Source organism: Bacillus sp. K2I17 (assembly GCF_002209985.1).
Classification (GTDB): Bacteria; Bacillota; Bacilli; order Bacillales; family Bacillaceae_G; genus Bacillus_A; species Bacillus_A wiedmannii.
Genome location: NZ_NJGF01000035.1, coordinates 15,762 through 40,253, shown reverse-complemented (window position 1 = coordinate 40,253; position 24,492 = coordinate 15,762). Strand labels below are relative to the sequence as shown.

Annotated in this window: 24 protein-coding genes and 1 pseudogene; 19 read left to right on the top strand and 6 right to left on the bottom strand. The window is 33.8% G+C overall.

The features are described 5' to 3' along the window. Window positions 1–103 precede the first annotated feature (103 nt). Window positions 104–394: a DUF4183 domain-containing protein gene (locus tag CER22_RS25450; RefSeq protein ID WP_088609926.1), complete on the bottom strand. Its 291-nt coding sequence runs from the start codon at window positions 392–394 to the stop codon at window positions 104–106. 478 nt (window positions 395–872) lie between these two features. On the opposite strand from CER22_RS25450, the gene exsJ reads away from it, so the two are divergent. Then, window positions 873–2,156 carry an exosporium protein ExsJ gene (gene exsJ, locus CER22_RS25445; protein ID WP_088609925.1) on the top strand — a complete coding sequence of 428 codons (1,284 nt, stop codon included), beginning with the start codon at window positions 873–875 and terminating at the stop codon, window positions 2,154–2,156. Window positions 2,157–2,798: 642 nt separating this feature from the next. Here exsJ and CER22_RS25440 read toward each other — a convergent pair. Further along, entirely contained in the window at window positions 2,799–3,431 is a 633-nt protein-coding gene (locus tag CER22_RS25440) for a cupin domain-containing protein (RefSeq protein ID WP_046955871.1), read from the bottom strand. Between the two features lie 225 nt (window positions 3,432–3,656). Between CER22_RS25440 and CER22_RS25435 the strand changes: the two genes are divergently transcribed. The 3 genes from CER22_RS25435 (at window position 3,657) to CER22_RS25425 (ending at window position 7,512) form a co-directional block, all read left to right on the top strand. Next, window positions 3,657–5,189 carry an SMI1/KNR4 family protein gene (locus CER22_RS25435; RefSeq protein WP_088063355.1) on the top strand — a complete coding sequence of 511 codons (1,533 nt, stop codon included), beginning with the start codon at window positions 3,657–3,659 and terminating at the stop codon, window positions 5,187–5,189. 165 nt (window positions 5,190–5,354) lie between these two features. After that, a complete protein-coding gene (locus CER22_RS25430; RefSeq protein ID WP_088063356.1) occupies window positions 5,355–6,665 on the top strand; it encodes a phytoene desaturase family protein in 1,311 nt (436 codons plus the stop codon). Beyond that, on the top strand, window positions 6,643–7,512 hold the full coding sequence (locus tag CER22_RS25425) for a sigma-70 family RNA polymerase sigma factor (protein ID WP_088063357.1): 870 nt from the start codon (window positions 6,643–6,645) through the stop codon (window positions 7,510–7,512). The genes CER22_RS25430 and CER22_RS25425 overlap by 23 nt, the downstream gene beginning before the upstream one ends. A 35-nt stretch (window positions 7,513–7,547) precedes the next feature. Here CER22_RS25425 and CER22_RS33235 read toward each other — a convergent pair whose 3' ends face one another. Further along, window positions 7,548–7,706 carry a hypothetical protein gene (locus tag CER22_RS33235; RefSeq protein WP_001100983.1) on the bottom strand — a complete coding sequence of 53 codons (159 nt, stop codon included), beginning with the start codon at window positions 7,704–7,706 and terminating at the stop codon, window positions 7,548–7,550. Between the two features lie 302 nt (window positions 7,707–8,008). On the opposite strand from CER22_RS33235, the gene CER22_RS25410 reads away from it, so the two are divergent. From CER22_RS25410 to CER22_RS25400, 3 genes are all read left to right on the top strand, one after another. Next, window positions 8,009–8,602 carry an O-methyltransferase gene (locus CER22_RS25410; RefSeq protein ID WP_088063428.1) on the top strand — a complete coding sequence of 198 codons (594 nt, stop codon included), beginning with the start codon at window positions 8,009–8,011 and terminating at the stop codon, window positions 8,600–8,602. Window positions 8,603–8,916: 314 nt separating this feature from the next. Further along, window positions 8,917–10,029: a toxic anion resistance protein gene (locus tag CER22_RS25405; protein WP_000137411.1), complete on the top strand. Its 1,113-nt coding sequence runs from the start codon at window positions 8,917–8,919 to the stop codon at window positions 10,027–10,029. 24 nt (window positions 10,030–10,053) lie between these two features. After that, entirely contained in the window at window positions 10,054–10,887 is an 834-nt protein-coding gene (locus CER22_RS25400) for a DUF3974 domain-containing protein (RefSeq protein ID WP_000008384.1), read from the top strand. Between the two features lie 57 nt (window positions 10,888–10,944). On the opposite strand, the gene CER22_RS25395 is transcribed toward CER22_RS25400, so the two are convergent. Further along, window positions 10,945–12,504, bottom strand: a complete 1,560-nt coding sequence (locus CER22_RS25395; protein ID WP_088063359.1) for a glycoside hydrolase family 10 protein — start codon at window positions 12,502–12,504, stop codon at window positions 10,945–10,947. Window positions 12,505–12,730: 226 nt separating this feature from the next. On the opposite strand from CER22_RS25395, the gene CER22_RS25390 reads away from it, so the two are divergent. The 10 genes from CER22_RS25390 (at window position 12,731) to CER22_RS25345 (ending at window position 22,345) form a co-directional block, all read left to right on the top strand. Beyond that, the gene (locus tag CER22_RS25390) at window positions 12,731–13,036 is read left to right on the top strand and encodes a PTS sugar transporter subunit IIB (protein WP_000865895.1); all 306 of its coding nucleotides are present in this window, start codon (window positions 12,731–12,733) and stop codon (window positions 13,034–13,036) included. An 11-nt stretch (window positions 13,037–13,047) separates the two neighbouring features. Next, the gene (locus CER22_RS25385; protein ID WP_048546835.1) at window positions 13,048–14,331 is read left to right on the top strand and encodes a PTS sugar transporter subunit IIC; all 1,284 of its coding nucleotides are present in this window, start codon (window positions 13,048–13,050) and stop codon (window positions 14,329–14,331) included. Between the two features lie 78 nt (window positions 14,332–14,409). After that, window positions 14,410–14,676 (top strand): hypothetical protein, encoded by a 267-nt coding sequence (locus CER22_RS25380; RefSeq protein WP_060488784.1) that lies wholly within the window; start codon window positions 14,410–14,412, stop codon window positions 14,674–14,676. Between the two features lie 22 nt (window positions 14,677–14,698). Further along, window positions 14,699–15,847 carry an anhydro-N-acetylmuramic acid kinase AnmK gene (gene anmK / locus CER22_RS25375; protein WP_088609924.1) on the top strand — a complete coding sequence of 383 codons (1,149 nt, stop codon included), beginning with the start codon at window positions 14,699–14,701 and terminating at the stop codon, window positions 15,845–15,847. A gap of 18 nt (window positions 15,848–15,865) precedes the next feature. Further along, on the top strand, window positions 15,866–16,765 hold the full coding sequence (locus tag CER22_RS25370; RefSeq protein WP_060488788.1) for a BadF/BadG/BcrA/BcrD ATPase family protein: 900 nt from the start codon (window positions 15,866–15,868) through the stop codon (window positions 16,763–16,765). A gap of 134 nt (window positions 16,766–16,899) precedes the next feature. Continuing rightward, on the top strand, window positions 16,900–17,448 hold the full coding sequence (plsY, locus tag CER22_RS25365) for a glycerol-3-phosphate 1-O-acyltransferase PlsY (protein WP_060488790.1): 549 nt from the start codon (window positions 16,900–16,902) through the stop codon (window positions 17,446–17,448). A gap of 69 nt (window positions 17,449–17,517) precedes the next feature. Further along, window positions 17,518–19,101 (top strand): aminotransferase class V-fold PLP-dependent enzyme, encoded by a 1,584-nt coding sequence (locus CER22_RS25360; RefSeq protein ID WP_088609923.1) that lies wholly within the window; start codon window positions 17,518–17,520, stop codon window positions 19,099–19,101. Between the two features lie 86 nt (window positions 19,102–19,187). Further along, window positions 19,188–20,189, top strand: coding sequence for a bifunctional threonine ammonia-lyase/L-serine ammonia-lyase TdcB (gene tdcB / locus CER22_RS25355; protein WP_088609922.1), 1,002 nt, complete (start codon window positions 19,188–19,190; stop codon window positions 20,187–20,189). Between the two features lie 241 nt (window positions 20,190–20,430). Continuing rightward, window positions 20,431–20,901 carry a MarR family transcriptional regulator gene (locus CER22_RS25350; RefSeq protein WP_060488795.1) on the top strand — a complete coding sequence of 157 codons (471 nt, stop codon included), beginning with the start codon at window positions 20,431–20,433 and terminating at the stop codon, window positions 20,899–20,901. A 208-nt stretch (window positions 20,902–21,109) separates the two neighbouring features. Then, a complete protein-coding gene (locus CER22_RS25345; protein ID WP_088609921.1) occupies window positions 21,110–22,345 on the top strand; it encodes an MFS transporter in 1,236 nt (411 codons plus the stop codon). Window positions 22,346–22,618: 273 nt separating this feature from the next. Here CER22_RS25345 and CER22_RS25340 read toward each other — a convergent pair whose 3' ends face one another. Continuing rightward, on the bottom strand, window positions 22,619–22,948 hold the full coding sequence (locus CER22_RS25340; protein WP_088609920.1) for a YkvA family protein: 330 nt from the start codon (window positions 22,946–22,948) through the stop codon (window positions 22,619–22,621). A 241-nt stretch (window positions 22,949–23,189) separates the two neighbouring features. Between CER22_RS25340 and CER22_RS25335 the strand changes: the two genes are divergently transcribed. Next, a complete protein-coding gene (locus CER22_RS25335) occupies window positions 23,190–23,876 on the top strand; it encodes an MBL fold metallo-hydrolase (protein WP_088609919.1) in 687 nt (228 codons plus the stop codon). An 88-nt stretch (window positions 23,877–23,964) separates the two neighbouring features. Here the strand turns inward: CER22_RS25335 and CER22_RS25330 are convergent. Beyond that, window positions 23,965–24,168: pseudogene (locus CER22_RS25330) on the bottom strand (hypothetical protein); the annotation flags it as partial. A 29-nt stretch (window positions 24,169–24,197) separates the two neighbouring features. On the opposite strand from CER22_RS25330, the gene CER22_RS25325 reads away from it, so the two are divergent. Then, complete coding sequence (locus CER22_RS25325; protein ID WP_088609917.1) at window positions 24,198–24,467, top strand: hypothetical protein; 270 nt, start codon at window positions 24,198–24,200, stop codon at window positions 24,465–24,467. Window positions 24,468–24,492: the final 25 nt, after the last annotated feature.

Here is a 24,492-nt window from a genome sequence, read left to right as displayed (position 1 = left end):
AATATCGAATCTCAATGGCTGCTTAGTCTTTTTTTAAAGCTGTCTACTTGACGGGGATAAGACCAAAGAATCTGTCTTTTTGTTCTACATTAAAGTAGATAAACTAAGTGACGATAAATTCGATTGTAATTGGAATTCCGCCGTCTAATGCATCTCCGCCAGGAATTGTAATAGCACCAGTAGGTCCAGTAGTAATACTGGAGTCCACACTAGGTTGAAGAATGCCGTTTACATAAAAGTTGTAATACGTAAAAGTCGGAAAAGCAGTTGCAGTAGTACCAGCATCGTTTAAACAAGCTGTAGCGGCAATTGCAAAAGCTGCACCTGTTCCTGTTCCAGCTCCTAGTGTAGATGTAAATCTTCTAGATGCCATAAATGGTTGGATGATTGGCAATTAATTCTCACTCCTTACAATATTTTATTAGAACGAAGTATAAAATAACTTGTCCACTATATTGTATGAGAGTTTTTTATAATAGAAACGGCTTCCCCTTTATAAGGTGAGCCCAATTTTAGTAAAGAAATGTTCTTTACTTATATGAAAAAATGATGTTGTTACTTGCGGAATGTATATTAATCGTAAATTCGAGTTTTGTATTCAACTTAAAATGTGTCTTTGGCTCTAAGAGATAAACGTGGAAAAATAAAATAAACTCTTAAGTTTAGGTGTTTAATCTAAGCAGTCAATTATTAAAAACATATAATTAATATGTGAGTCATGAACATAATTAAATAACGTTTTCAAGTTTGATTATCATTCATGTTTCCTATTTTAAGAGAAACATATAACTCAACTACTTTTTTCAATCGCATCTTTTATAGTACTTAGAATAGGAAAACACTCAACTATAAGAAAAGTAAGGAGGAAATAAATGAAACATAATGATTGTTTTGATCATAATAACTGCAATCCGATTGTTTTTTCAGCAGATTGTTGTAAAAATCCACAGTCAGTTCCTATTACTAGGGAACAATTAAGTCAATTAATTACTTTACTAAACTCATTAGTATCAGCTATTTCAGCATTTTTTGCAAATCCAAGTAATGCAAACAGATTAGTGTTACTCGATTTATTTAATCAATTTTTAATTTTCTTAAATTCCTTATTACCTTCTCCAGAAGTTAATTTTTTGAAACAATTAACTCAAAGTATTATAGTTTTATTACAATCTCCAGCACCTAATTTAGGACAATTGTCAACATTATTGCAACAATTTTATAGCGCCCTTGCACAATTCTTCTTCGCTTTAGATCTTATCCCTATATCCTGCAACTCAAATGTTGATTCTGCAACTTTACAACTTCTTTTTAATTTATTAATTCAATTAATCAATGCTACTCCAGGGGCGACAGGTCCAACAGGTCCAACAGGTCCAACAGGTCCAGCAGGAACCGGAGCAGGTCCAACGGGAGCAACAGGAGCAACAGGTCCAACAGGCCCAACAGGAGCGACAGGTCCAGCAGGTACTGGTGGAGCAACAGGAGTAACAGGAGCAACAGGCCCAACGGGAGCAACAGGAGTAACAGGAGCAACAGGCTTAACAGGAGCGACAGGTCCAACAGGAGCGACAGGTCCAACAGGAGCAACAGGAGCAACAGGTCCAACAGGTCCAACAGGAGCAACAGGAGTAACAGGAGCAACAGGCTTAACAGGAGCAACTGGTGGCGGAGCTATTATTCCATTTGCTTCAGGTACAACACCATCTGCGTTAGTTAACGCGTTAATAGCTAATACAGGAACTCTTCTTGGATTTGGATTTAGTCAGCCTGGTGTAGCTTTAACTGGTGGAACAAGTATCACATTAGCATTAGGTATAGGTGATTATGCATTTGTAGCACCACGCGCAGGAACTATTACGTCATTAGCAGGTTTCTTTAGTGCAACAGCTGCATTAGCTCCATTATCACCTGTTCAAGTGCAGATACAAATATTAACTGCACCTCCAGCAAGTAATACGTTTACAGTACAAGGCGCACCTCTATTATTAACACCAGCATTTGCCGCAATAGCGATTGGTTCTACAGCATCAGGGATCATAGCTGAAGCTATTCCAGTAGCAGCTGGGGATAAAATACTGTTATACGTTTCGTTAACAGCAGCAAGTCCAATAGCTGCAGTTGCTGGATTTGTAAGTGCAGGTATTAATATCGTTTAATTTGTTACAATGTCTGTTTGAAATTTAAATTGGCATTTGTATATAGCCCTTCCTAAGTTTATTAGGAGGGGCTATATTTTATGGGAAGATAGGTGATAAATTAATTGAGAAATTACTCTTTGTGAAGTTAGTATATAAGAAAAATCAGAATGCATGATTTATACTTTATTATTTATGGAATAAGTTAAATGATTTGAAAAAATTACCTATAAATAAAAAAGATGAATTCTATTAAAAATAGAATTCATCCATTTCATAAACGGTATACAAGGGAAGAAAGTTATTTATCGTGAGCGTTGAAATGTTATAGTTCAAATTAGTAATAAACTATTTGTTTTTATTACAGTTACATCCTTTTTTCTTTACATAGCCTTGTTCGGCTAAATCTCTTTGTGATTGGGAATTGGAAGATTGAGAATTCGAAGACTGAGAGGATGCTGATGAACTACTATTTTTATTATTAGAGTAGTTTTTTCGATAGTTATAATTACTCATAGTACTATCACCTCCAATTAAATATATAAATAGTATATGTATGTACTCTATTAATTGTTACGAAAAAAATAGGAATGGTAGATATACAATAAAAAATCTCCTACGTATTTTCCGAGGAGATCAATAATTGTCTATTAATGAAATAAATTAATATCCCCAGTAAAGAGGGAAATAGTATGAATCTTGGTAATATAAATTTTGTTGTTGGTTAGGAGGCTGAGTTGTTGGGGTTATCGTGCCGCGGTTCTGATTACAGTTTGCTGGAGGACCAATTACTGTAGTGGATTGAATAGGGGATATCGCTTGTTTCCATTGTTGTTCATCGAGACAGTAAGTATGAGCCATCATATTAGCGGGAGTTAATCTTAAAATATCAGAACCAAAAATAACTTCTGGGGTTGGGGCATTGAAAATAGCTAATAAGTGAGTACCATCTGCTGTAGCAATTTCATAATGCCACCACGCTTGTGGAATGTTGGCAACTTGCCCTGGTTTTATCGGTAAGTTTAATATTTGGTTTGTAAAAGGATTAAGTAAGGAAACAACAGCAGATCCTGAAATACAGTAAACAAGTTCAGCTGCATTTTGATGAATATGTGGCTCTACAACATTTCCTGTACTTAAATAGATATCTAATAAAGAAGTATTTTCTAAAGTATTTAATTGTTTTATGCCAAGTACGTTTATATAATTTTGGGCATCTTTCTTAAAAAAATTACTTTTATTTAAATCATGGGTGAAATTGGTTGAGGGGGAAGTGTAGTCGATATTAGAAGTCATTTGTATTACCCGCCTTTCTTATATTTTCATGCAATTTGAATTTAGGATATGAGTCTAGTTATTGAAATGTGAAAGCGTTGCTGCCCTTGGTTTGTAAAGTGATAAAAATGTTCATTTGAATGCACTATAATTACAAGAGTTGCATTGCGAAAAAAGGTGCTATTAATTACAATTAATGTAAAATATAGCGCTTTTTTAATTTGGAGTACAAGGGGAGTGCAGAAAATGAACCATACTATTTTAAAAGAGTTGGAAGTTGAATTAAAAAATTACTTTCAACCGTTTTTGAATGCACCTGCAACAATAGAAGAAATTCAATATGCCGAAAGTGAAATGGGAATTGCGTTTCCAGATGAATTACGTAATCTTTATCTTGCACATAACGGTGAGGATAAATCAGGACCAGGGTTGTTTTTTGGTTTGCCATTTCTCTCGTTAGATGAAGTTTTGGATGAGTGGAGAATATGGAAAAGAATTGAAGAGGATGATTTTTTTAATTTTGATGCATTTTCAATACCAACAGAATATATTAAGGAAAGATATGTGAATCACAATTGGATACCTATTAGTAAAGATTATGGCGGTAACAATTTAGGAATAGATGTTGATCCAGATGAAAAGGGGAAAGTGGGACAAGTTATTAATTTTGGACGAGATGAAGAAGTGAAATATGTAATTGCAAATAGAATTTCAGATTTGTTACTATTTATTTTACAAACGCTAAAAAATAAAAATTTCACCATTCATCAAGAGGAAGATTATTTATATTGGAGTTATGGTGCTAATGATAATATACATTTTTTAGACGCTTTATTTAATATTGAATTACCTGTTTTACAGCCCCAATTTATATTTCAATCTGAAAATAACGTTAATGATTGGTACGATAGTTTAGATGAGAATTGGAGATGTATAGTGGGTGCATCTGAACGTGCAGACAGGTTTATTAGAGAGAAGAGATTATATTTAGGTGGAAAAGGGTTAGTAGATATTAGTCCATTACAGATGTGTACAGAAGTGAGAGAACTAATTTTATCCGGAAATGAAATTCGAGATTTAGCAGGATTAGAACGAATGAATTCTTTAAAGAAGTTATATTTAGTTAATAATCCGGTTCAAGATTTAACGCCAATCATACATCTAAAACACTTACAAGAAATGAATATAAAGAATACGAAGATAAATAATTTATCGGAACTTGTAGAAATGTCATCATTAAAAAAATTAAATATTACACATACTAGTATTCAAGATTTTTCGTTGCTACCGCAGTTTCAAAAATTAGAATCGCTTTCTGTACATATTTCAAATCGTGAGCAGCTCTATGCGATTTCGAAAGTAGATAATTTAAAGCATTTATATATTTTAGGTTTAGAGAATGTTAGTGAATTGGATTTGCTTGTTTTGCAAAATTTAAATAAGTTAATCACAATTGAATTTGAAAATAGCATCATTGCTAATTTAAATTGTTTTCAACACAATGCGTCAATTCAAAATATAAAATTGACAGATACAAAGGTAAAGGATGGAGCGGCATTAGGTAAAATGAATGGGCTAAAGGAATTAGAATTAGATGGCGCAACAATTGATAACCTTGAAACGATTTGTTGTTCGCATTCATTAGAAATATTTACAGGAACGTTTGAACAATTTTTTATGTTAAAAGACTCGTTTGATAGAAATATAGATTTTTCAAAAATAATTGGAGGAATGAGTGAAGAAGAAAGTGAAATTTGGCACCAGCATGTAATTGATTAGAAAATAACATTATTATGTAAATAAGTTTGTTTGTAGAAGGTGAAACTGTTTGACAGTTGATACTGCAATAAAGTGGTTAGGTGAAATAAATTATGTGTAACTGAATGTCACATCCCCCCTTAATCGTTCGTCTTGTATGTAGAACGTATAAGGAGGGATTTTATTATGAAAAATTTTGATGTAGCAATTGTTGGTGGTGGGCTTGCTGGATTAACAGCATCTATATATTTAGCGAAAGCTGGAAGGAAAGTTATTGTATTAGAAAAGTCCAGTCACTTCGGCGGCCGAGGGATGACTATAAATAAAAACGGCATTTGTATGAATCTTGGTGCACATGCTTTATATAGAGGTGGAGAAGCGTTTATAACTTTTAATGAGCTAGGAGTAAACCTTCCAGGTGGAATCCCATCTACAAAAGCACATGGAATATGGAAAGGGGATATTTATACCATTCCAACAGATTTTCGCTCCATTTTATCAACACCGTTACTTTCATGGTCTGCAAAAGTACAGTTCGCTCGTCTTATGATTCATTTAGGAAACTTAGATGTAGGAAAAGTTCCGAAAATGAGCCTAACTACATGGGCAGAAAATGAAATTAAAGATCCAATGGTTCGAAATATATTTTATGCATTATGCCGAACAACAACATATACGTATGCTCCTACAATACAATTAGCATCTTCCGTACTAAAGCAAATACAGCTTTCTATGAAAGAAGGAGTACTTTATGTAGATGGTGGTTGGGAGACGATAATAACAAATTTAAGAGGAATAGCGAATACTAGTGGTGTACAATTTCTGGCTAAAAAGCATGTTTTAAAAATAGAGCATTGTGAAGGAAAACAAAGAATACAATGTTTTGACGATGAAGTATTTGAAGCAGGTGCAGTCATTGTAACAACTCCACCGAAAGAGGCATGTAAAATTATAAAAGGTACAGAAGGAACAAGTTTGCAAAAATGGAGTGAACAATCTATACAAGTGACCGTGGAAGCGTTAGATATTGGTTTAAAACAATTACCGAATCCTTTACATCATTTTGCATTGGGATTAGATCAACCTATATTTTTCACGAATCAATCGAGAGCAGCGAAATTAAGTGAAGATGGATCAATTGTAGTGAGTCTAATTAAATACCATAACCCTGTACTAGAACTGAATCATATTCAAGAAGAGAAAGAACAGTTAGAAAATATGATGGAATTGTTACATCCGAATTGGAAAAGAGAAGTTGTTGCACAGCAATATTTACCGAAAATAACGGTAGTATATGATTTTCCTCATATTGACCGTGTTGAAAAACCAGGCCCTAACATACCTGGAATGCCAGGTGTTTATGTTGCAGGAGATTGGGCTGGGCATGATGAAATATTAGCTGATGCTGCGGTGGCAAGCGGAAAACGTGCAGCGTTACACATATTAAAGCAATCCGAAAGTGAGGCAGTTCATCATGGAAACGGAGCAATTATATGAAACGTATCAATCATTATTATTTTCGTTAGCATATAGAATCCTTGGGAGTGTTATGGATGCTGAAGATATCGTCCATGACGTATTTATATCACTTAATAATATGGAGGACGTTCAAACTATAGAAAATATGAGAGCCTATTTATGTAAAATGGTAACAAATCGCTCAATTGATAAATTACGTTCGGCAGCACATAAACGGAACGTATATGTCGGAATGTGGTTGCCAGAGCCATTTGTGGAAGAGGTTGATGATCCATCAGAGTCATTTGTAATGAAAGAATCAATTTCTACGGCATATTTATTACTTTTACAACAATTGTCTGAGGTAGAGAGAGTTGTTTTCATATTAAGAGAGGTTTTCAGTTATGAATACGAAGAAATCGCTTCAATTGTAGATAAGAGTAGTGCGAACTGCCGAAAAATCTTTCAACGTGCAAGGAAAAGTATTTTGGGTAAGCCGAAGCAGTCAACATTAAGTACGAAGAAGATGGCTGCCTATGTGGAGAAATTTGTATCATCTTTGCAGTGTGGGGATGCACAAGGCATGTTAGAAGTATTAAAAACAGATGCGATATTAAAAGCTGATGGTGGTGGTAAAGCTACAACTGCAATCCATCCAATCTATTCTGCAGATAGAATTATACGTTTATTCTTTGGAATTGGGAAGAAGTTCCCGGAAGAGTACAATGTTGATTATAAGATGGTAAATGGAGCCCCAGGTGTTATTGTTAAAGTAAATAATAAAGTGACTTATGTGCTTTCATTTACATTTGAGAATGAGAAAATCTCAAACATTTATATGATGGTTAATCCTAAAAAACTTATGCACTTAAATGTAACGGTATAAAAAAAGACGCATTTCTTTAGAAGTGCGTCTTTTTTTTATTTCTCTAACATTTCAAGAGGTACATCTTTTTCGCCTGCTACCTCAAATTTAATTTCCCCATCTTCTTCATAAATACGTGAAATAATCGGTATAGTAATCATTAATTTTTTATGCTGTTTTCGTTTTCGAGCAGCATCTAAGCTAATCACGTTCATTGTAAGCATCCTTTCTTCTAGAAATATATAAACAAAAGAAAATGCGTCCGGAAAGGGCGCTTAATTGAATTTGAAATACCGATTCATTTAATTGGGGTTTATATGATTTAACAACTGCAATTGAATTAAAAATAGTATGAATGGAATAATTGCACGTAGAAATTAACTTTACCAAAAAACGAAACAATATGCTATAAAAAAATTCAAATCTTTGTCATATAACGAGAAAAAGGATTTCGTTTCGCATATAATGAAAGTAGACGGGCAGCAAGAGCTTTTTCATCATATTGCTTGGAAAGGCGATGAAAAGAATGGATACGTTAGATTCATTATTATTTCAACTTGAACAATATGGAGAAGAGCATGATCGAAATAAAAAAACACGGGAAGAAAAATTACGGAATATTTCTCGTGAGATGGGGCAATTTTTATCAATTTTAGTAAAAGGATGTAGCGCAAAAAGCATTTTAGAAATTGGAACTTCTAATGGTTATTCTACATTGTGGTTAGCTAGCGCGGTAGAAGAAACAAATGGAAATGTAACAACTGTAGAGCTTTCTTCAGAACGAGTTGGAGAGGCACTAGTCAATTTTGAAAAGGCAAACCTTTTACAAAGGATTGATGTTCATAATCAAGAAGCAGGGGCATTTTTAGATGTGCAACTAGATCATTCATTTGATTTTATTTTCCTAGATTCAGAACGGACGCAATACATGTGGTGGCTTGAGCATATAAAACGCATTTTACAACCAAAGGGTTTTCTTGTTGTTGATAACGCAACCTCTCATGCAAGTGAGTTAGCCGAGTTTAGAAAAATGATTGAAGAAGATGAAATGTTTGAAACGGTCTTATTGACATTTCAAAATGGAGCATTTGTAGCGCTTAAGAAGAGTTAGGATTGAGCGTAATATAATTATCACATTGAAAAAGGGTGTATGTCAAAAGATTGAGTACAGTAGGATGGGAAGGACGTAATTTATATACGTAACATACGAAGAATCCGCCTTCAGCATGTTGTTCTCTAGGTCTTAAGTCTGAGGAAAATAATGTTGAGAACAGGTATACTTATACTAAGAAACAGGGAATGACTGCATAAACAGGCATTTCTAAAAAAATCGATTTCAAGCAGTTAGAATGTATATGAAATACGATATAATAGATGAAATATAGTGCATATAAATTCGCACATATAAATAAAGGAGCGATTTTGTTGACTGAACTCGAGAAAAAAGAACCTGTATCCATTGTGAAAGATAATAATGTAGAAGTAGTAGTAGATACAGTTATAAAAGATCAAGAATTAGAGGAACTGAATAAAGAAGCTGATCTTTATGTACAAAAATTAAATAGCGAGCAAAATACGGATTTATCAAAAGTATTGTCACAGCTAGGAGATTTAGGGGATAAAGAGCAACAAGCAGCAGGACAAACGTTATCAGCATTAAAACGTCCTGTAACAGCGATGATGAATGGAAAGAATGAAGAAATTCCAAATACATTGTTAGAATTACGCAAAGTGGTATCAGAGCTTGATCCGAATTCATTAAAAGCAAGTGGTATGAAGAAAATTATGTTTAAAGTATTCAAGAAAAATCCACTTGAAACATACGTGCATAAATATCAATCTATAGATAAACAAATTGAAGAGATTATAAGATCCCTTCTAATTGGTCGTGACAACTTACAAGAAGATACAGTGGGTCTTGAAATGCTTAAAGAACAATCGCATGATAAAATTCACGCTCTTGATAAACAAGTATACTTAGGCAGAAAACTCGCTGGTATGCTGGAAGCTGAGAAACAAAATCCAGAACGCCAAAGAGATATTCCATTAATTAACGATGCATTAGAAAAAATTCTAGTACGTACACGAAATATGCAGCAAGCGAAAAGTGTACTATTACAATCTATCGCATCTGTAGACATTATTAAGAAAAATAATGAAAAGTTAACAGAGGCAATTCGTAATGCAATTACGATGACGCAAAACGTTGTAACAGTTTCAGCTGCTATCCAGCTAGCGTTAACAAATCAGCGTAAAACAATTGATGCAGTGAATGCGACAAATGAAGCAATTGAATCAATGGTATTAAGTAACTCACAAGCATTAAAACAAAATACAGAAGAGACAACAAAACTTCTTGAAAATCCTGCTATTAGCATGGATAAATTACGTGAATCATTCCAAAATGTATTTGCTGCGATTGAAGCTTCTGAGAAATCATCAGAACGTATTATCGAGTCAAGTAAGAAGTTTGTAGTTGAATTAGACACATTTAATGATGAAATGAAACAAAAACTCATTCAGCGTCCAAGGAAATAACAGACTTTTAGAGGAGGTGAAAAAATGAGTTTCATTCAAACAGTATTAGTACTATTGGGTACATTGCTATTAATCGCATTTACTGTCGTTGTTTTAGTTGTATATTTCGGACGTAAACTGTATTTTTCATGGACGAAACCATATAAAAGAGCACATGATTCTTTAGATAAGTTATCGAATAAATCATTACCGTTTCTACAAGAATTTACACAACACCCACTCTTTTATCGCTGGATTCGTACGGAAGGAAAGAAAGAACAATATACATTAAACACTCTTTTTTGTGCATCGGGTCAACGTACGAGAGAGCAAGTATTCTCAATGTTACCGAAAGAAAAACAGAAAAAAGTACATGTAATGGCAAAAACAACGAAAAAACTTACTAATGAAGATATTGATGTAGCGGCGATGAAAGTAAAAGATTTTTTAAGACAAGAAACGCAGCAAACAGTAAAACCATCAGACCTTTCATTTTATAAATTGTATTTTTATGATCGATATCCAGATGCATTAAATACAATTCAAACGTATAAACGCTCAATAAACCCTTCATTACAAAGAACGGTTGATGAAATTACAATTTCAGTATTAAATGCCTTGCCGTATTATCAGGAGCAACGTATGTTTGAACAACAACATAAACTTGAAACGTTCTTAATGAAAGATTTAACAGCGATGCTATCGTTAGTCGTACAATTACCACCTTCACAACGACCAGAAAAAGAAGAAGAATTAAAAATCTACTTGCAAAATTTCCAAAAAGAAATGGAAGTAGTCGAGCGAGATATTCGTGACTCGATTGATCACGATTTGAATGTGAAGATGAGAGCAGCGACTGAGAAGTTTAAAAATAAATAAATGAAAAGCGCCTTAAAGCTATAGTTCTTAGCTTTTAAGGCGTTTTTTTATTAGTTGTTATTTTGCTTTAACGGTTGTATGACTAGAAGCAACACTTTCATTATGCAATCGATCAACTGCAGTTACTACATACGTGTAGGTTTCTCCAGAAATAGCTGTTTTATCTACATAAATCTCTCCAAGTTTTGTTTTTCTTACAGTAGTAAGTAAATGTTTTGGATTTTGTATATCCACTTCATTTTTTCCATTCACACGGTAAATGGCGTAATAAGCAGAGTCATTCTCTCTATTATCAATGATACCTACTGCAATACCTTCATCTCTTGGAATAGCACCTTTTAAAGTCGGTTGTTTTGGTGGATCATGATCAAGCCAAGGCATAGGCGGGATTAATGCAGGATGTTTATATATGTCGTTTGTGAGTCTATCTTTAATGCCTAGAGGATTGTTATTAATATCTTTTAAGCTGAAATGCATACTACCTTTTATCTCAGGGGATAACCGGTTTAATGTAATTTGTCTTGGATATTCTTCAGGATCAGACCAAGCGGGGACAGAATTATTATTAATTTTATAGGCTGCCTGACCGATGTATAGGTGAATCGGTTTATTATGTGTTTCTTTTACCCACCAATCTACTAATATGTCATATGCAGCTGGTGTGAAACCAATATTCCAATATATTTGCGGTGTAATGTAATCAATATAACCTTTTTGTATCCATTCACGTGTATCAGCATAAAGGTCATCATAGTTTCTTTGGCCTGCAGTTGTGTTAGAGCCAGTTGGATCGTCAGCTATATTTCGCCATACGCCGAACGGACTTATGCCAAACTTTACGTATGATTTTTCTTGTTTTATAGCAGTATTTAAATCTTTTACAAGTTCATTTACATTGTCACGTCGCCAATCCTCTATATTTGTAAATCTACCGTTATTATATGTTTCGTACGTTTTTTGATCGGGGAATTGTTCACCCGCTACTTTATATGGATAAAAATAATCATCCATATGTAGTGCATCAACATCGTAATTTTGTACAATTTCTAAAGCACCTTCTGTTATAAATTTTTTCACTTCTGGAATACCAGGGTTGTAATATAATTTCCCGCCATAAGGTACAACCCAATCCGGATGCTGTTTTGCAGGGTGATTATTCGTTAATCGATTTATATCAGTGTGATTCATCGTTATTCGATATGGATTAATCCATGCGTGGAATTCTATATTTCTTTTATGTGCTTCTTCAATCATAAATGCGAGTGGATCATATCCAGGGTCTTTTCCTTGTGTCCCCGTAATGTATTCAGACCAAGGACCGTAATTTGAAGGATAAAAAGCATCAGCAGTTGGTTTAATTTGTACAACAACTGCATTCATACCAGTGTTTTTTACATCGTCTAATAATCTAATAAATTCTTGCTTCTGATTTCCGATGGGTAAGCCAGTTTTTGAGGGCCAATCAATATTAAGAACAGATGCGATCCATACAGCACGTAATTCATGTTTTTTATACGTAGTATTTACTTCAGCATAAGTAGAGTGAGGAGAAATAAAAGAGAAAGGAATAAAAAAGATGACGATACAACATATCACTAATAAACGTTTCATGATCATTTATACGCCTCCCTATTATATGGTTAGCTAATATGATATCCGAGGTGAGGTTGTACTTACAATTGAGAAAAATAAATATTGAAACATTAATTTAATAGGAAAAATATTTTTACTGAAATTTACTTTCAATATAACTAAATTCTTTTACTTCTTCATATGCTTGTTAGTAAAGTGAAATTCCCTTTCATCCGAAGGGGATAATTTATAAGTATAGGAGGATTAATAAATGAAGGTTTTATTCGTTTGTTCTGGAGGGATGTCCAGTGCAATTGTTGTAAACGCTTTAAAAAAAGAGGCGGAGAAAAAAGGTGTAAACATGGAAGTCCATGCCATTGGAACAAGTGAGATAGAGGAAGAAGTAAAGAATGGCTGGGACGTTGTAATGGTTGCACCTCAAGTAAGACATAGATTTGACTCTGTTAAAAAATTCGCAGAAGAGGAATCTATCCCGTGCGGTATCATACCGCCACAAGCATACACGCCGCTTGGCGGACCGACTTTATTAAAAACTGTAAATGATTTAATTAGTTAGGGGGAAGCGTTATGAATAAATTTGTCACGTTTCTTGATAGAAACTTATCTGGACCGATGGCAAGGCTTTCTGAACAGAGGCATTTACAAGCAATCCGTGATGGAGTTATTTCAGCGTTACCATTTATTATTGTAGGAAGTTTCTTTTTAATCGTAGCATTTCCACCATTACCGAAAGATAGTTTCATATCTGTTTGGGCATTAAAAAATCAAACAAGTATATTAATACCATATCGTTTAACGATGTTTATTATGTCTTTATATATAGCATTTGGAATAGGATATAATTTAGCGAAAAGTTATAAGCTAGATGCTTTATCAGGAGCACAGCTTGCAGTATGTTCATTACTATTAACATTAACGCCTGAATTAATTGATAAAAAAGGGTTTATGCTTCCGATGACAAATCTCGGGGGTCATGGATTATTCGTGACAATGATTGTTTCTATTTTATCAGTTGAGATATTAAGATTTTGTAAGACGAAAAATGTAATGATTAAAATGCCAGAACAAGTACCGCCGTCTGTTTCACGTTCGTTTGAAGCACTTATACCTGCTGCATTCGTTATTATTTTAATGAGTTTAGTAACTGTCGTTTTTAGTATTGATTTACATCATGTAGTTGATAAATTAGCGGCACCGTTAGTAAAAGCTGGTGATAGTTACTTCGGTGTAATCATTCCAGTATTTTTAATTACATTTTTTTGGTCATTCGGAATCCATGGTGTGTCGGTTGTTGGAACTGTTGCCCGGCCATTATGGGAAGTATATTTAGGGAAAAATGGTGAAGCAGTTGCTAGTGGCGCAAATCAGTTACCATTCATTTCACCAGAACCATTATACCAATGGTTTATATGGATTGGTGGTTCGGGCGCAACGCTAGGACTTGTATTAGCCATGATCGTATTTGGTAGATCGAAATATTCGAAAGCATTATCGAGAAGTTGTATTGTACCTGGTATTTTTAATATTAATGAACCTGTTATTTTTGGATTGCCAATCGTACTAAACCCAATATTAATTATCCCATTTATCATTACACCACTAGTAACAGCAACTATTGCATACTCAGCAACTGCGATGGGGTTTGTTACACCAACACATATAATGCCTCCATGGACATTACCAGCTCCAATTGGTGCATATTTAGCAACAGGTGGGGATTGGAGAGCGATTGTACTCGTATTTATAAACATAACAATATCATTCCTTATTTATTTACCATTCTTTAAAATGTACGACAAAAACATGCTTGAAATTGAGAAAAATGGTGATGGGGAATCTGTTAATCCGTAAGTTTTATATTTTATTTTTGAGTGATAGGCATTTTGTCTATCACTTCTTTCACATGAAGTCCAGAGAGGGTGAAATGGAATGAATATAAAATTTAGTTATAAAGGTGTATTTTTATTATTATTTGGAGTGATATGTGCAAATTTACTTTTTGTACCTTTATTAAGAATGCTAGATTTATCACAAATGCATAGTATATGGCTCGTTACAAGCATTGCGGCAAGTATTTTGCTTACAGTAGTTGTTTCTTTCATTGATGGATCGTTCGCATCGAAAGCTCAGTTGTTTTATAGATTTATATTATTTTCGATCGGTTGTACGTTTGTAACTTACATGATTGTTTTTTAGTAAATAGGAGGTCATGCATATTATGTATATTGCAGGGATAATGTCCGGTACTTCGTTAGACGGAATAGATGTAGCACTCGTTCATATAGAAGGGAGCGGTGTAGATTCTAAAGTTGAACTCATCCATTTTACTACAGTTCCATTTTATAATGATATGAAAAATGAGATCCAGCAGGCGTTATCAATAGAAAATTCAAATGTACAACTCATATGCAGTTTAAATTTCAAACTCGGTTTATGCTTCGCAGGTGTTGTAAAGGAAGTTTGTAAAGAGGTCAATTTTCCTTTGAAACAATTAGATTTAATAGGTTCTCATGGACAAACGATTTATCATCAGCCAAAGCAAGATGGTAATATGATTCCTTCCACATTGCAAATTGGAGAACCAGCAGTTATAGCATATGAAACGAATACGACGGTTATTTCTAATTTTCGAACGATGGATATCGCAGCAGGGGGACAAGGTGCACCACTTGTACCATATTCGGAAATCATTTTGTATCGTCATCAAACTAAAAATAGACTACTACAAAATATTGGCGGGATCGGTAATGTTACCGTAATACCAAGTCACCTAAGTGATAAAAGCGTTATAGCTTTTGATACTGGTCCAGGTAATATGGTAATGGATGAAGTATGTCAAAGGCTATTTCAGTTGTCATATGATCAAAATGGTAAGATTGCAAAACAGGGAGTAGTTGTAGATGAAATTTTGACATATTGTATGAATCATCCATTTTTAAAAATGAATCCACCGAAATCAACTGGTAGAGAACAGTTTGGAGAAGAATTTGTCAGTGAGTTGTTGAAGCAGTATGAAAAGCATAGTAAAGAAAATATATTGACGACTGTCACGATGTTTACAGCAAGTTCAATCGTTCATCAGTATAAGGAGTTTATTCTGCCGTATTATGAAATCGATGAGGTGATTTTAGGCGGTGGTGGCAGTTATAATCGTACACTTGTTGAAATGATACGGTATGGATTGAAGGATGAAAAATGCGCCATATTCATTCAAGAAGATATAGGCTATTCTTCAGAGGCGAAAGAAGCAATCGCCTTTGCCATTTTAGCAAACGAAACGTATCATCGTAATCCGAGTAATGTGCCAAGTGCAACAGGTGCAAAGCAATCTGTTGTTTTAGGGAATATAACATTCCCTCCAATTTGAAGAGAATGAGGCGAACATATGAAATATATGATTGGAGTAGACGGCGGGGGAACAAAGACAGAAGCAATTGCATTTAATCAAGACGGAAGTGAACTTGAAAGGGCTACGAGTGGTTTTGGAAATATATTAATAGATTTTGAAGAAGCACTTTTTCATATTATGGAAGCGATTGATCAATGCCAGAGAGGGTTATTAAATGGGAATTGCGTTTGTATTTGTTTAGGATTAGCGGGTGTAAGTGGAGCAAATACGAATGAATTAACATTACGTCTAAAAAAGAAGTACGGAACACAAATTGAAGTTTTTAATGACGCAATGATTGCTCATGCAGCTGCTTTAAAAGGAAAGGATGGAATTTTAACAATTGGCGGTACAGGGGCGATTTGTTTAGGAAAGAAAGGAGAAGTGTACGAGTATAGCGGTGGATGGGGACATATTTTAGGAGATGAAGGAAGCGGATATTGGATTGCGTTACAAGGTTTAAAGAGAATGGCAAATCAATTTGATCAAGGAGTTCCACTTTGCCCATTAAGCTTAAGAATTCAAGAAGAGTTTCAACTTTTGACATCGTCTCATATAAAAAGACTAGTATATAGTTTTTCAAAAGATAAAGTTGCAGCAATCACACCATTCATTATTGAGGAAGCGAGAAATGGGAATGATGATGCACATGAAATTATGGTGCAAGCGGCTACGGAATTAACGAGAATTACGGTGAATATTTACAATAAGATGCAGTTTGATTTATCAACTTCAATTGCAGTAAGTGGCAGTATATTACGTTTCGTTCCTGAAATATATGCTGAATTTAAGAAATGCTGCGAGAAAAGTATGGGAGAAGTTATATTTGTATCACCATCAGAACTAGCAGTGAAAGGAACCTATTACTTAATGAAGAATTTATATTTTAATAAATAGCGGTATGAGAATTTTTGTATGATTTGTAAAAATATGATGTTAAAATGTATAAAGGGATGTAAAGTAAGAAAAGTACAATATACATAGTCATTGAATATTGTATAAGTACTCCCATATAGAAAGTGAATGATTACATGATTAATAGTATACAATTTTTGTATTTGGTGGCTTCTTATTTATTTGGAAACATATTGACCGCTTATATAGTGACGAAATGGAAACATAATGTTGATATTCGGCAGGAAGGAAGCGGCAATCCTGGCGCAAGAAATATGGGGCGCGTATATGGAAAAGGTTATTTCGTCGCTACATTTTTAGGTGATGCGATCAAAGGGGCAATCGTAGTTTCTATTGCAAAATACCTTTTTGAAGATTCTACATTTGTAATGTTAGCTTTACTGGCTGTTTTACTTGGACATATTTACCCGATTGTATTTAAAGGCAAGGGTGGAAAAGGGATTTCAACATTTATTGGAGGATTAATTGCATTTGATTATTTGATAGCGCTTACCCTTGTTGCTGTTTTCATTATATTTTATTTAATCTTTAAAGGATTTACTAAGCCAGGACTAATTACAATCGCTTGTTTACCAGTGTGCATGATTTTGTATTCTTACTCTATTGTTACGACTATTTTAAGTGCACTTATCATTGTACTTATTTTATATGTAAATCGAGAATGAGATGAACTTTTTATAAGTGGAGTTAATCTCCACTTATAATTTTTATTAAATACATAAAGGAGAGAAGGCATGGGGTTAATTTATAAAGTTGCTGATCAAGCTTTGGAATTTGAAAGTATACATAAGTTGAATTATAAAACATTTGTAGAAGAAATTCCGCAACATGAAGAAACGAAAGAGCGTGTTCGTATAGATCGTTTCCATGAAGAAAATACATATTTAATTTGTTTAGATGACGATAAGTTAGTAGGTATGGTTACTTTGCGAGGAAAACGACCATTCTCGTTAGACAATAAAATTCCAAATCTAGATTATTATTTGCAAGAACATGGAGAAAACGTATATGAAATTCGTTTACTTTCAGTAGAACGTGAATATAGAAATGGAAGAGCGTTGTTAGGTTTAATTCGCTTTTTACATCGTTATTTGCTTCTAAATGGATATGAATTGGCACTCATTTCTGCTACAACACGTGAACTACCTTTATATGAGCAAATGGGATTCAAATCTTTCCATACGTTAGTTGGTACAGAAGAAGCAGCCTTCCAACCAATGTATGTTACCCCTGCTATGTTTGAAGCATCGAGTGTTGGGGGAATTATGACGAAAGAATATACGTTTTTACCTGGTCCAGTAGATATTGAAGAAAATGTTCGAAAGGCATTTTCTACTAAGCCTATTTCGCATCGTTCTAAGTTATTTCAAGTGACGATGGACAATGTGAAAAAACGGTTACTTCACATGACAAAAGCAAAGCATGTACAACTTATGTTAGGAACAGGGACGTTAGCAAATGATGCCATTGCTTTACAGTTACGTTCTTTAAAAGGGAAAGGACTAGTATTAACAAATGGGGAATTTGGTAATAGATTAGTTGGACATGCATCACGCGCGCAATTACATTTTGATATGTATAAAAAAGAAATGGGAGAACCGTTTATTTATACCGAATTAGAAAAAATAATGGGAACTGGAAATTATGAATGGCTTTGGTTTGTTCACCATGAAACATCAACTGGAATGTTAAATGATTTAGACAAGCTAAATGTTTTAAGTAAAAAGTATAATGTGAAGCTATGTGTAGATTGTATCAGTTCGATTGGAGCAATACCGATAGACTTGAAGGATGTATATTTTGCAAGCGGTGTTAGCGGAAAGGCAATTAAATCGTTTACTGGATTATCTTTCGTTTTTTATAATCATAATGTGAAAGTAAACGAGACATTACCGGCCTATATGGACGTTGGTATGTACGAAGAAAATGAAAGTATTCCATATTCTCATTCATGGAATTTAATTTATGCACTGCAAGAAGCATTAAAGAGATTTGAAGATGCAAAAGCATTTGAAAAAATAAACGAGACGTATGCATATATTGAACAAGCTATTACTAATATGGGTTTAAATCTTGTTTCACCTAAAGAACATGCCGCGCCAATTATAGTTACCATTCAATTAAATGAAAATCAGTCTTCTAAGGTGATTGGCGATGCGTTAGCGTTACAAGGATACATTGTTCATTATGAGTCATCGTATTTACAAAAGAATAATTGGATTCAAATTGCATGTTTAAATGATTATAAAGAACGCGATACAAAGAGGATGTTAAATTGTTTGCAAATGTGTATATTACAGAGTGGGGTACATATATAAAGACTTTTTCTTAATATAGATGGTTTCGTATAAAGGAGTTGCTACATACGAAAACTTAGGAATAGACCATTGGAAGAGGTGTTAGTATGATAACTAAAAAACTACCGTTACATATAGACGATATTAAAAAAGCCCAAACCATTTTAGACAGAAATGCTCGTAAAACGCCACTAGTAAAATCTTTTTATTTGACTAGTAAAACAGGCGGAGAAATTCACTTGAAATTAGAAAATATGCAATTAACGGGTTCTTTTAAATTTCGTGGTGCGTTTAATAAAATGTCACAGTTGACAGATCAAGAAAAAGAGAGAGGGGTAATTGCTTGTTCCGCTGGTAATCATGCGCAAGGAGTTGCTTTATCTGCTCATTTACTTGGTATGAAGAGTAAAATTGTGATGCCAATTTCTGCCCCTCAGGCGAAAGTTGAAGCAACTAGAGGATATGGATCAGATGTGATTTTATACGGTGAAACTTTTGATGATGCGAAGGCAAAATGTGAGGAGATAATAAGGGAAACAGGTGAAACATACTTACATCCATATGATGATGTAGAGGTAATGGCTGGTCAAGGTACAATTGGTTTGGATATTCTTGATGATATGTGGGATGTTGATACTGTCATTGTACCAATTGGCGGAGGTGGAATTATTTCTGGAATTGCTGTTGCATTAAAATCATTTAATCCATCCATTAATATTATTGGTGTCCAAGCAGACAATGTTCATGGGATGAAGGCATCTTATGACAAAGGTACGATTGTAGAACATTATGAGGCACCCACTATAGCAGATGGTTGCGCAGTTAAAATACCAGGCGATTTAACTTTTGAAGTAGTAAAAGAATTAGTAGATGATATTGTAACAGTATCAGAAGGTGAATTAGAAGTAGCGATGAAAGACTTATTACAACGTGGTAAAGCTGTTGTAGAAGGTGCTGGCGCATTAGCTACTGCTGCTCTACTTGCAGGGAAAGTGGATCCATATATTAAAGGGAAAAAGGTAGTCGCGGTTATATCTGGTGGAAACGTAGACTTGCAGCGCATTTCCAGTGTTTGTGAGCAATTTTTTGTAGCCAATGAAGTGAAATAGTATTTAAAAAACATAAATTTTATGAAAGAAGAGCTAAGAAAACTAGTCTTAGCTCTTACTTTTTGTCTAATGTGTAGTACAAGTTTTAATACACATGCCTTATTTTCCGTATAGTGAATTATTTTATTTAAGCGTCTATTTTCATTGATAACTCAAATAATTATATCAATATTGTCGAAACGGAAACAGAAATTTAATATAATGGTCTTAACGTATGAATGAGCGGTTAGGAGGATAGACCATGAATAAGGAAGAACAGGTCATGAACGGTTTCAGGGAATTATATAATAAGATGGTTTGGCTTAATAAGGATAAGATGGAAGTAGGTCTTAAAGGTTTTAAGTCTTCTGAAGTACATTGCATTGAATATATTGAAAACAATGCAGATTCTAACGTGACACAACTTGCAGAGGCTTTTTATGTGACTCGCGGTGCAATAAGTAGAATGACTAAGAAGCTCATAAAAAAAGGCCTTATCGAAAGTTACCAGAAATCAGAGAATAAAAAAGAAATCTATTTTAGGCTTACTGAACAAGGGAAAGAAATATATAAAATTCACGAAGAGTTGCACAAGGAGTTTCAAGAGCGGGATAAAGCTGTATTTGAGCAAGTAACCGAGTCAGAATTCGACAGTATAATTAGCTTCGTGGAAAAGTATAGTAGGCATTTGGATGCAGAAATAAAGAAACAAGGTATACATATTAAGTCGTAATAAAGTTGAAGCATTCGGGCATTAACGGGTAGTTAATCCCGAAAACGAACTTAATTGCTCGTTAATCCGGGATACATTTAAATAATAAAAAGGTAGCCTGCTCACAGTAAGGCTACCTTTTTATTATTGTATTTTTGTTGACTAATCAACAAAACGGAGTTATTATTTTGTTGACAAAGCAACAAAATATTTTAAGAGGAGAAGTTAAATGTCTATATTTAGATCACAAAATGAAAGTGAAACTGAAAAAAATATTGATAAACATGCTTTAATATTCGGCCTTATTTCTGTATTTCTTTGTGGAATAGGTTTCAGTATCATACTGCCTGTTGTTCCATTCTTAGTGCAGCCTTATATAAGTAGTACAGAAGAACAAGCTCTAGTTGTTACCCTACTGACCTCTGTTTATGCGGTTTGCGTATTTTTCGCTGCTCCTGTACTCGGAGCTTTGAGCGATAAATATGGCCGTCGTCCATTACTTTTAATATGCCTTTTCGGTTCTGCAATTGGGTACTTAGTTTTTGGTATAGGAGGGACTTTATGGGTACTATTTGCTGGACGTATAATAGAAGGAATAACAGGCGGGAGCATCAGTACAATTTTTGCATATTTTGCAGATATCATTCCCTCAGAACAGAGAACGAAGTATTTTGGGTGGGTGAGTGCAGTGGTAGGTGCAGGAACCATTATCGGACCAACTCTTGGGGGATTACTTGCAAAGTTTGGTCATTCTGTACCTTTATATTTCGGAGCGTTCATAACTTTATTAAATGTCTTATATGGGATGAAATATATGCCTGAGAGTCTTGACAAAAATAATAGGTTAAAAGAAATTACTTTTGTAAGGTTAAATCCTTTTGCTCAGCTGGCAAACATACTTTCCATGAAAAACTTAAAATGGTTACTTGTCTCAGCGTTTTTACTTTGGATACCTAACGGATCTTTACAAGCAATTTTTACACAATTTACGATGGATACTTTTAGCTGGAAGCCTGCACTAATCGGACTTATGTTTTCAATTATGGGCTTTCAAGATATCATTTCACAAGCTTTTATAATGCCAAAACTTTTGATCAAGCTTACTGATAAACAAATAGCAATACTTGGGATGGTTTCGGAGATTATTGGCTACAGTTTTATTGCAGCATCGGCTTTGTTTTCCTTATATCCTCTTCTTATCATTGGAATGTTAATGTTTGGCTTTGGTGATTCAATTTTCGGACCTTCATTTAATGGGATGCTCTCTAAGTCTGTTGATTCTAGTGAACAAGGAAGGATTCAAGCTGGTAGCCAATCTATTCAAGCTTTGGCAAGAATGATTGGGCCAATTATTGGAGGACAAATCTATGTATCACTTGGTCATGCCGCACCTGCTATTATGGGGATGATGCTTATAGTAGTGGCAATAGCAGTTTTGTATAGGGGGACGCATGTAACTGTATAAACTATCTGCACTAATATGGTCTTTCTTTATATAAGGATGTCTCTACGGGAATCTTTCCTGAATAAATTGAATAACAGATAAATATAAGAACAAATAATAGGGTGTCAGAACTTAGAAACAAGTACTGGCCCCTATTTGTTTACGGCTTGAGAGCTAAGAGAAATTAAGAATTTATTCTGTAATGCTCTCATGATGAAGGTTAAATAGAACTATCAATAATTAAAGTTAGCTTTTTTGAAAGTAAAAACCTAGGTAAATGACTAGATAGTTTCATTATGCTCGTGCTGAAGTAAATAATGACTCCATTTTTACTTTGCTCTTCTCACGAATTTCAGCATCTGCATGACGCATTACAAATTTATGCGCTATAGCGATTGCTAAAACATCATCTAATAAGCCAACCCCAATAATAGCAGCTATATCTGGAATGAAGTCGATTGTTAATACGTAATAGGATAAAGCGGCTAATATTATGAATTTCGCTTTAGTAGGTAACCCTTTTTTTCTCATTGTATAGTATAAAATAATACTTTCATATACGCTAGATTTCCCGAGGTTTGCTGAGCTTTTTTTGAATTTTTTCCAAAGTGTCTGTTTCTCCATATAAACACTCCTTTTACAAAAACATAGATTTTTTAAAAGGATAGACAAAAAAGTGAAGGAATAATCAATTTTATTATTTATCTTATTGTATATTTCCATAAAAATAAGGAATTACCTGTTCAAAATAATAGAATGTTTGTTATGTAACGACTCAGAGTGTTTCGTTACATAAGTATGTACAGTAAAATGTATGTGGATGATTTATTATTAAACATTTAATAACGGGTATGGGGGAAGAAAAATGAAGATAAAAGAACTACCAATTGAATTTGAATTTAATGGGGGAAAACAATGTATTTATCCGAGCTTACTTATATTAAACAAGGAATTAACTTTAGTAGATACAGGTTATATAAACTTTTTACCTTTAATTGAAGATGCAATTGTAAAACATGGGTATGAGATGAAAAACTTAAAAAATATAATTATTACTCATTATGATGACGATCATATAGGATCTTTATATGATTTCAAAGTGAAATATCCTCACATTAATATTATTGCTAGTGAAATAGAATCTAACTACATTAATGGTGAAATAAAATCGGAGAGACTAGTTCAAGCTGAAGAAATGTTAGAACATATGCCAATTGAAGAGAAAGAATTTGGTGAGTGGTTTATACAGCAATTAAAAAATATAAGACATATTTCCGTCGATGAAAAAGTATGTGATGGTCAAATGATTTTGAATAATGAATGTCAAATAGTAGCGACGCCAGGACATACTTCAGGGCATATTTCATTATATTTTCCAGACTTAGAATGTGTAATCACAGGGGATGCGGCCGTTCAAGATAATAATGAATTAGTAATAGCTAATCCAAATTTTTGTTTAAATATAGAAAAAGCGGAAGAATCTTTAAAGAGAATTAAAAACCTTAAAGCAGCAACGTATTATTGTTATCATGGAGGAAAACTCATTATATAAAATAATAAAAAACCGATCTTTCTTATATTGAAAAGATCGGTTTTTTTAATTCATAGATTCCGCAATTCTAATCAAATCATTAACATTGTAGTTCAATCCCTTCTGTTACATATGACCGCATTAATTTTTTATCATTTTTGAGTAAAGCTTGTTTGAATTCACTTATTACATCTGTTTGAGATTTCGCCATTATAATTGTGGTGGATTGAAAATATAGTAAGAAAAATACGCAAAAAATTTTTATGAATGTATTAGTCAATTTTATCACCTTGTAACTATGTTTCCTTAACATTGAAATATATATGTATAGGAGGGAAGAAGATGAGTTTATTGCTTGATGTAATAATGGCTATAAGTACATTTTACCCTCGAAATGACATGAAACTAAAACATCATATTGCAAAGTTAAGTGAATTCGAGTGGTTTCGAAGGCTACACGAAGATGCAAAGTATACAAAATTAATTTGGAGTAATAGAAAAATTAAAAAGTTCATTTTGTCTACTACTAACATGGAAGTATTAATAAAATCAGAGAAAAAACAAAAAGAATTTGTCCAACTAGTACACGATGAATATAAAAAAAGAAGATAAGAATTTTTTTATTTTTCATATTTGG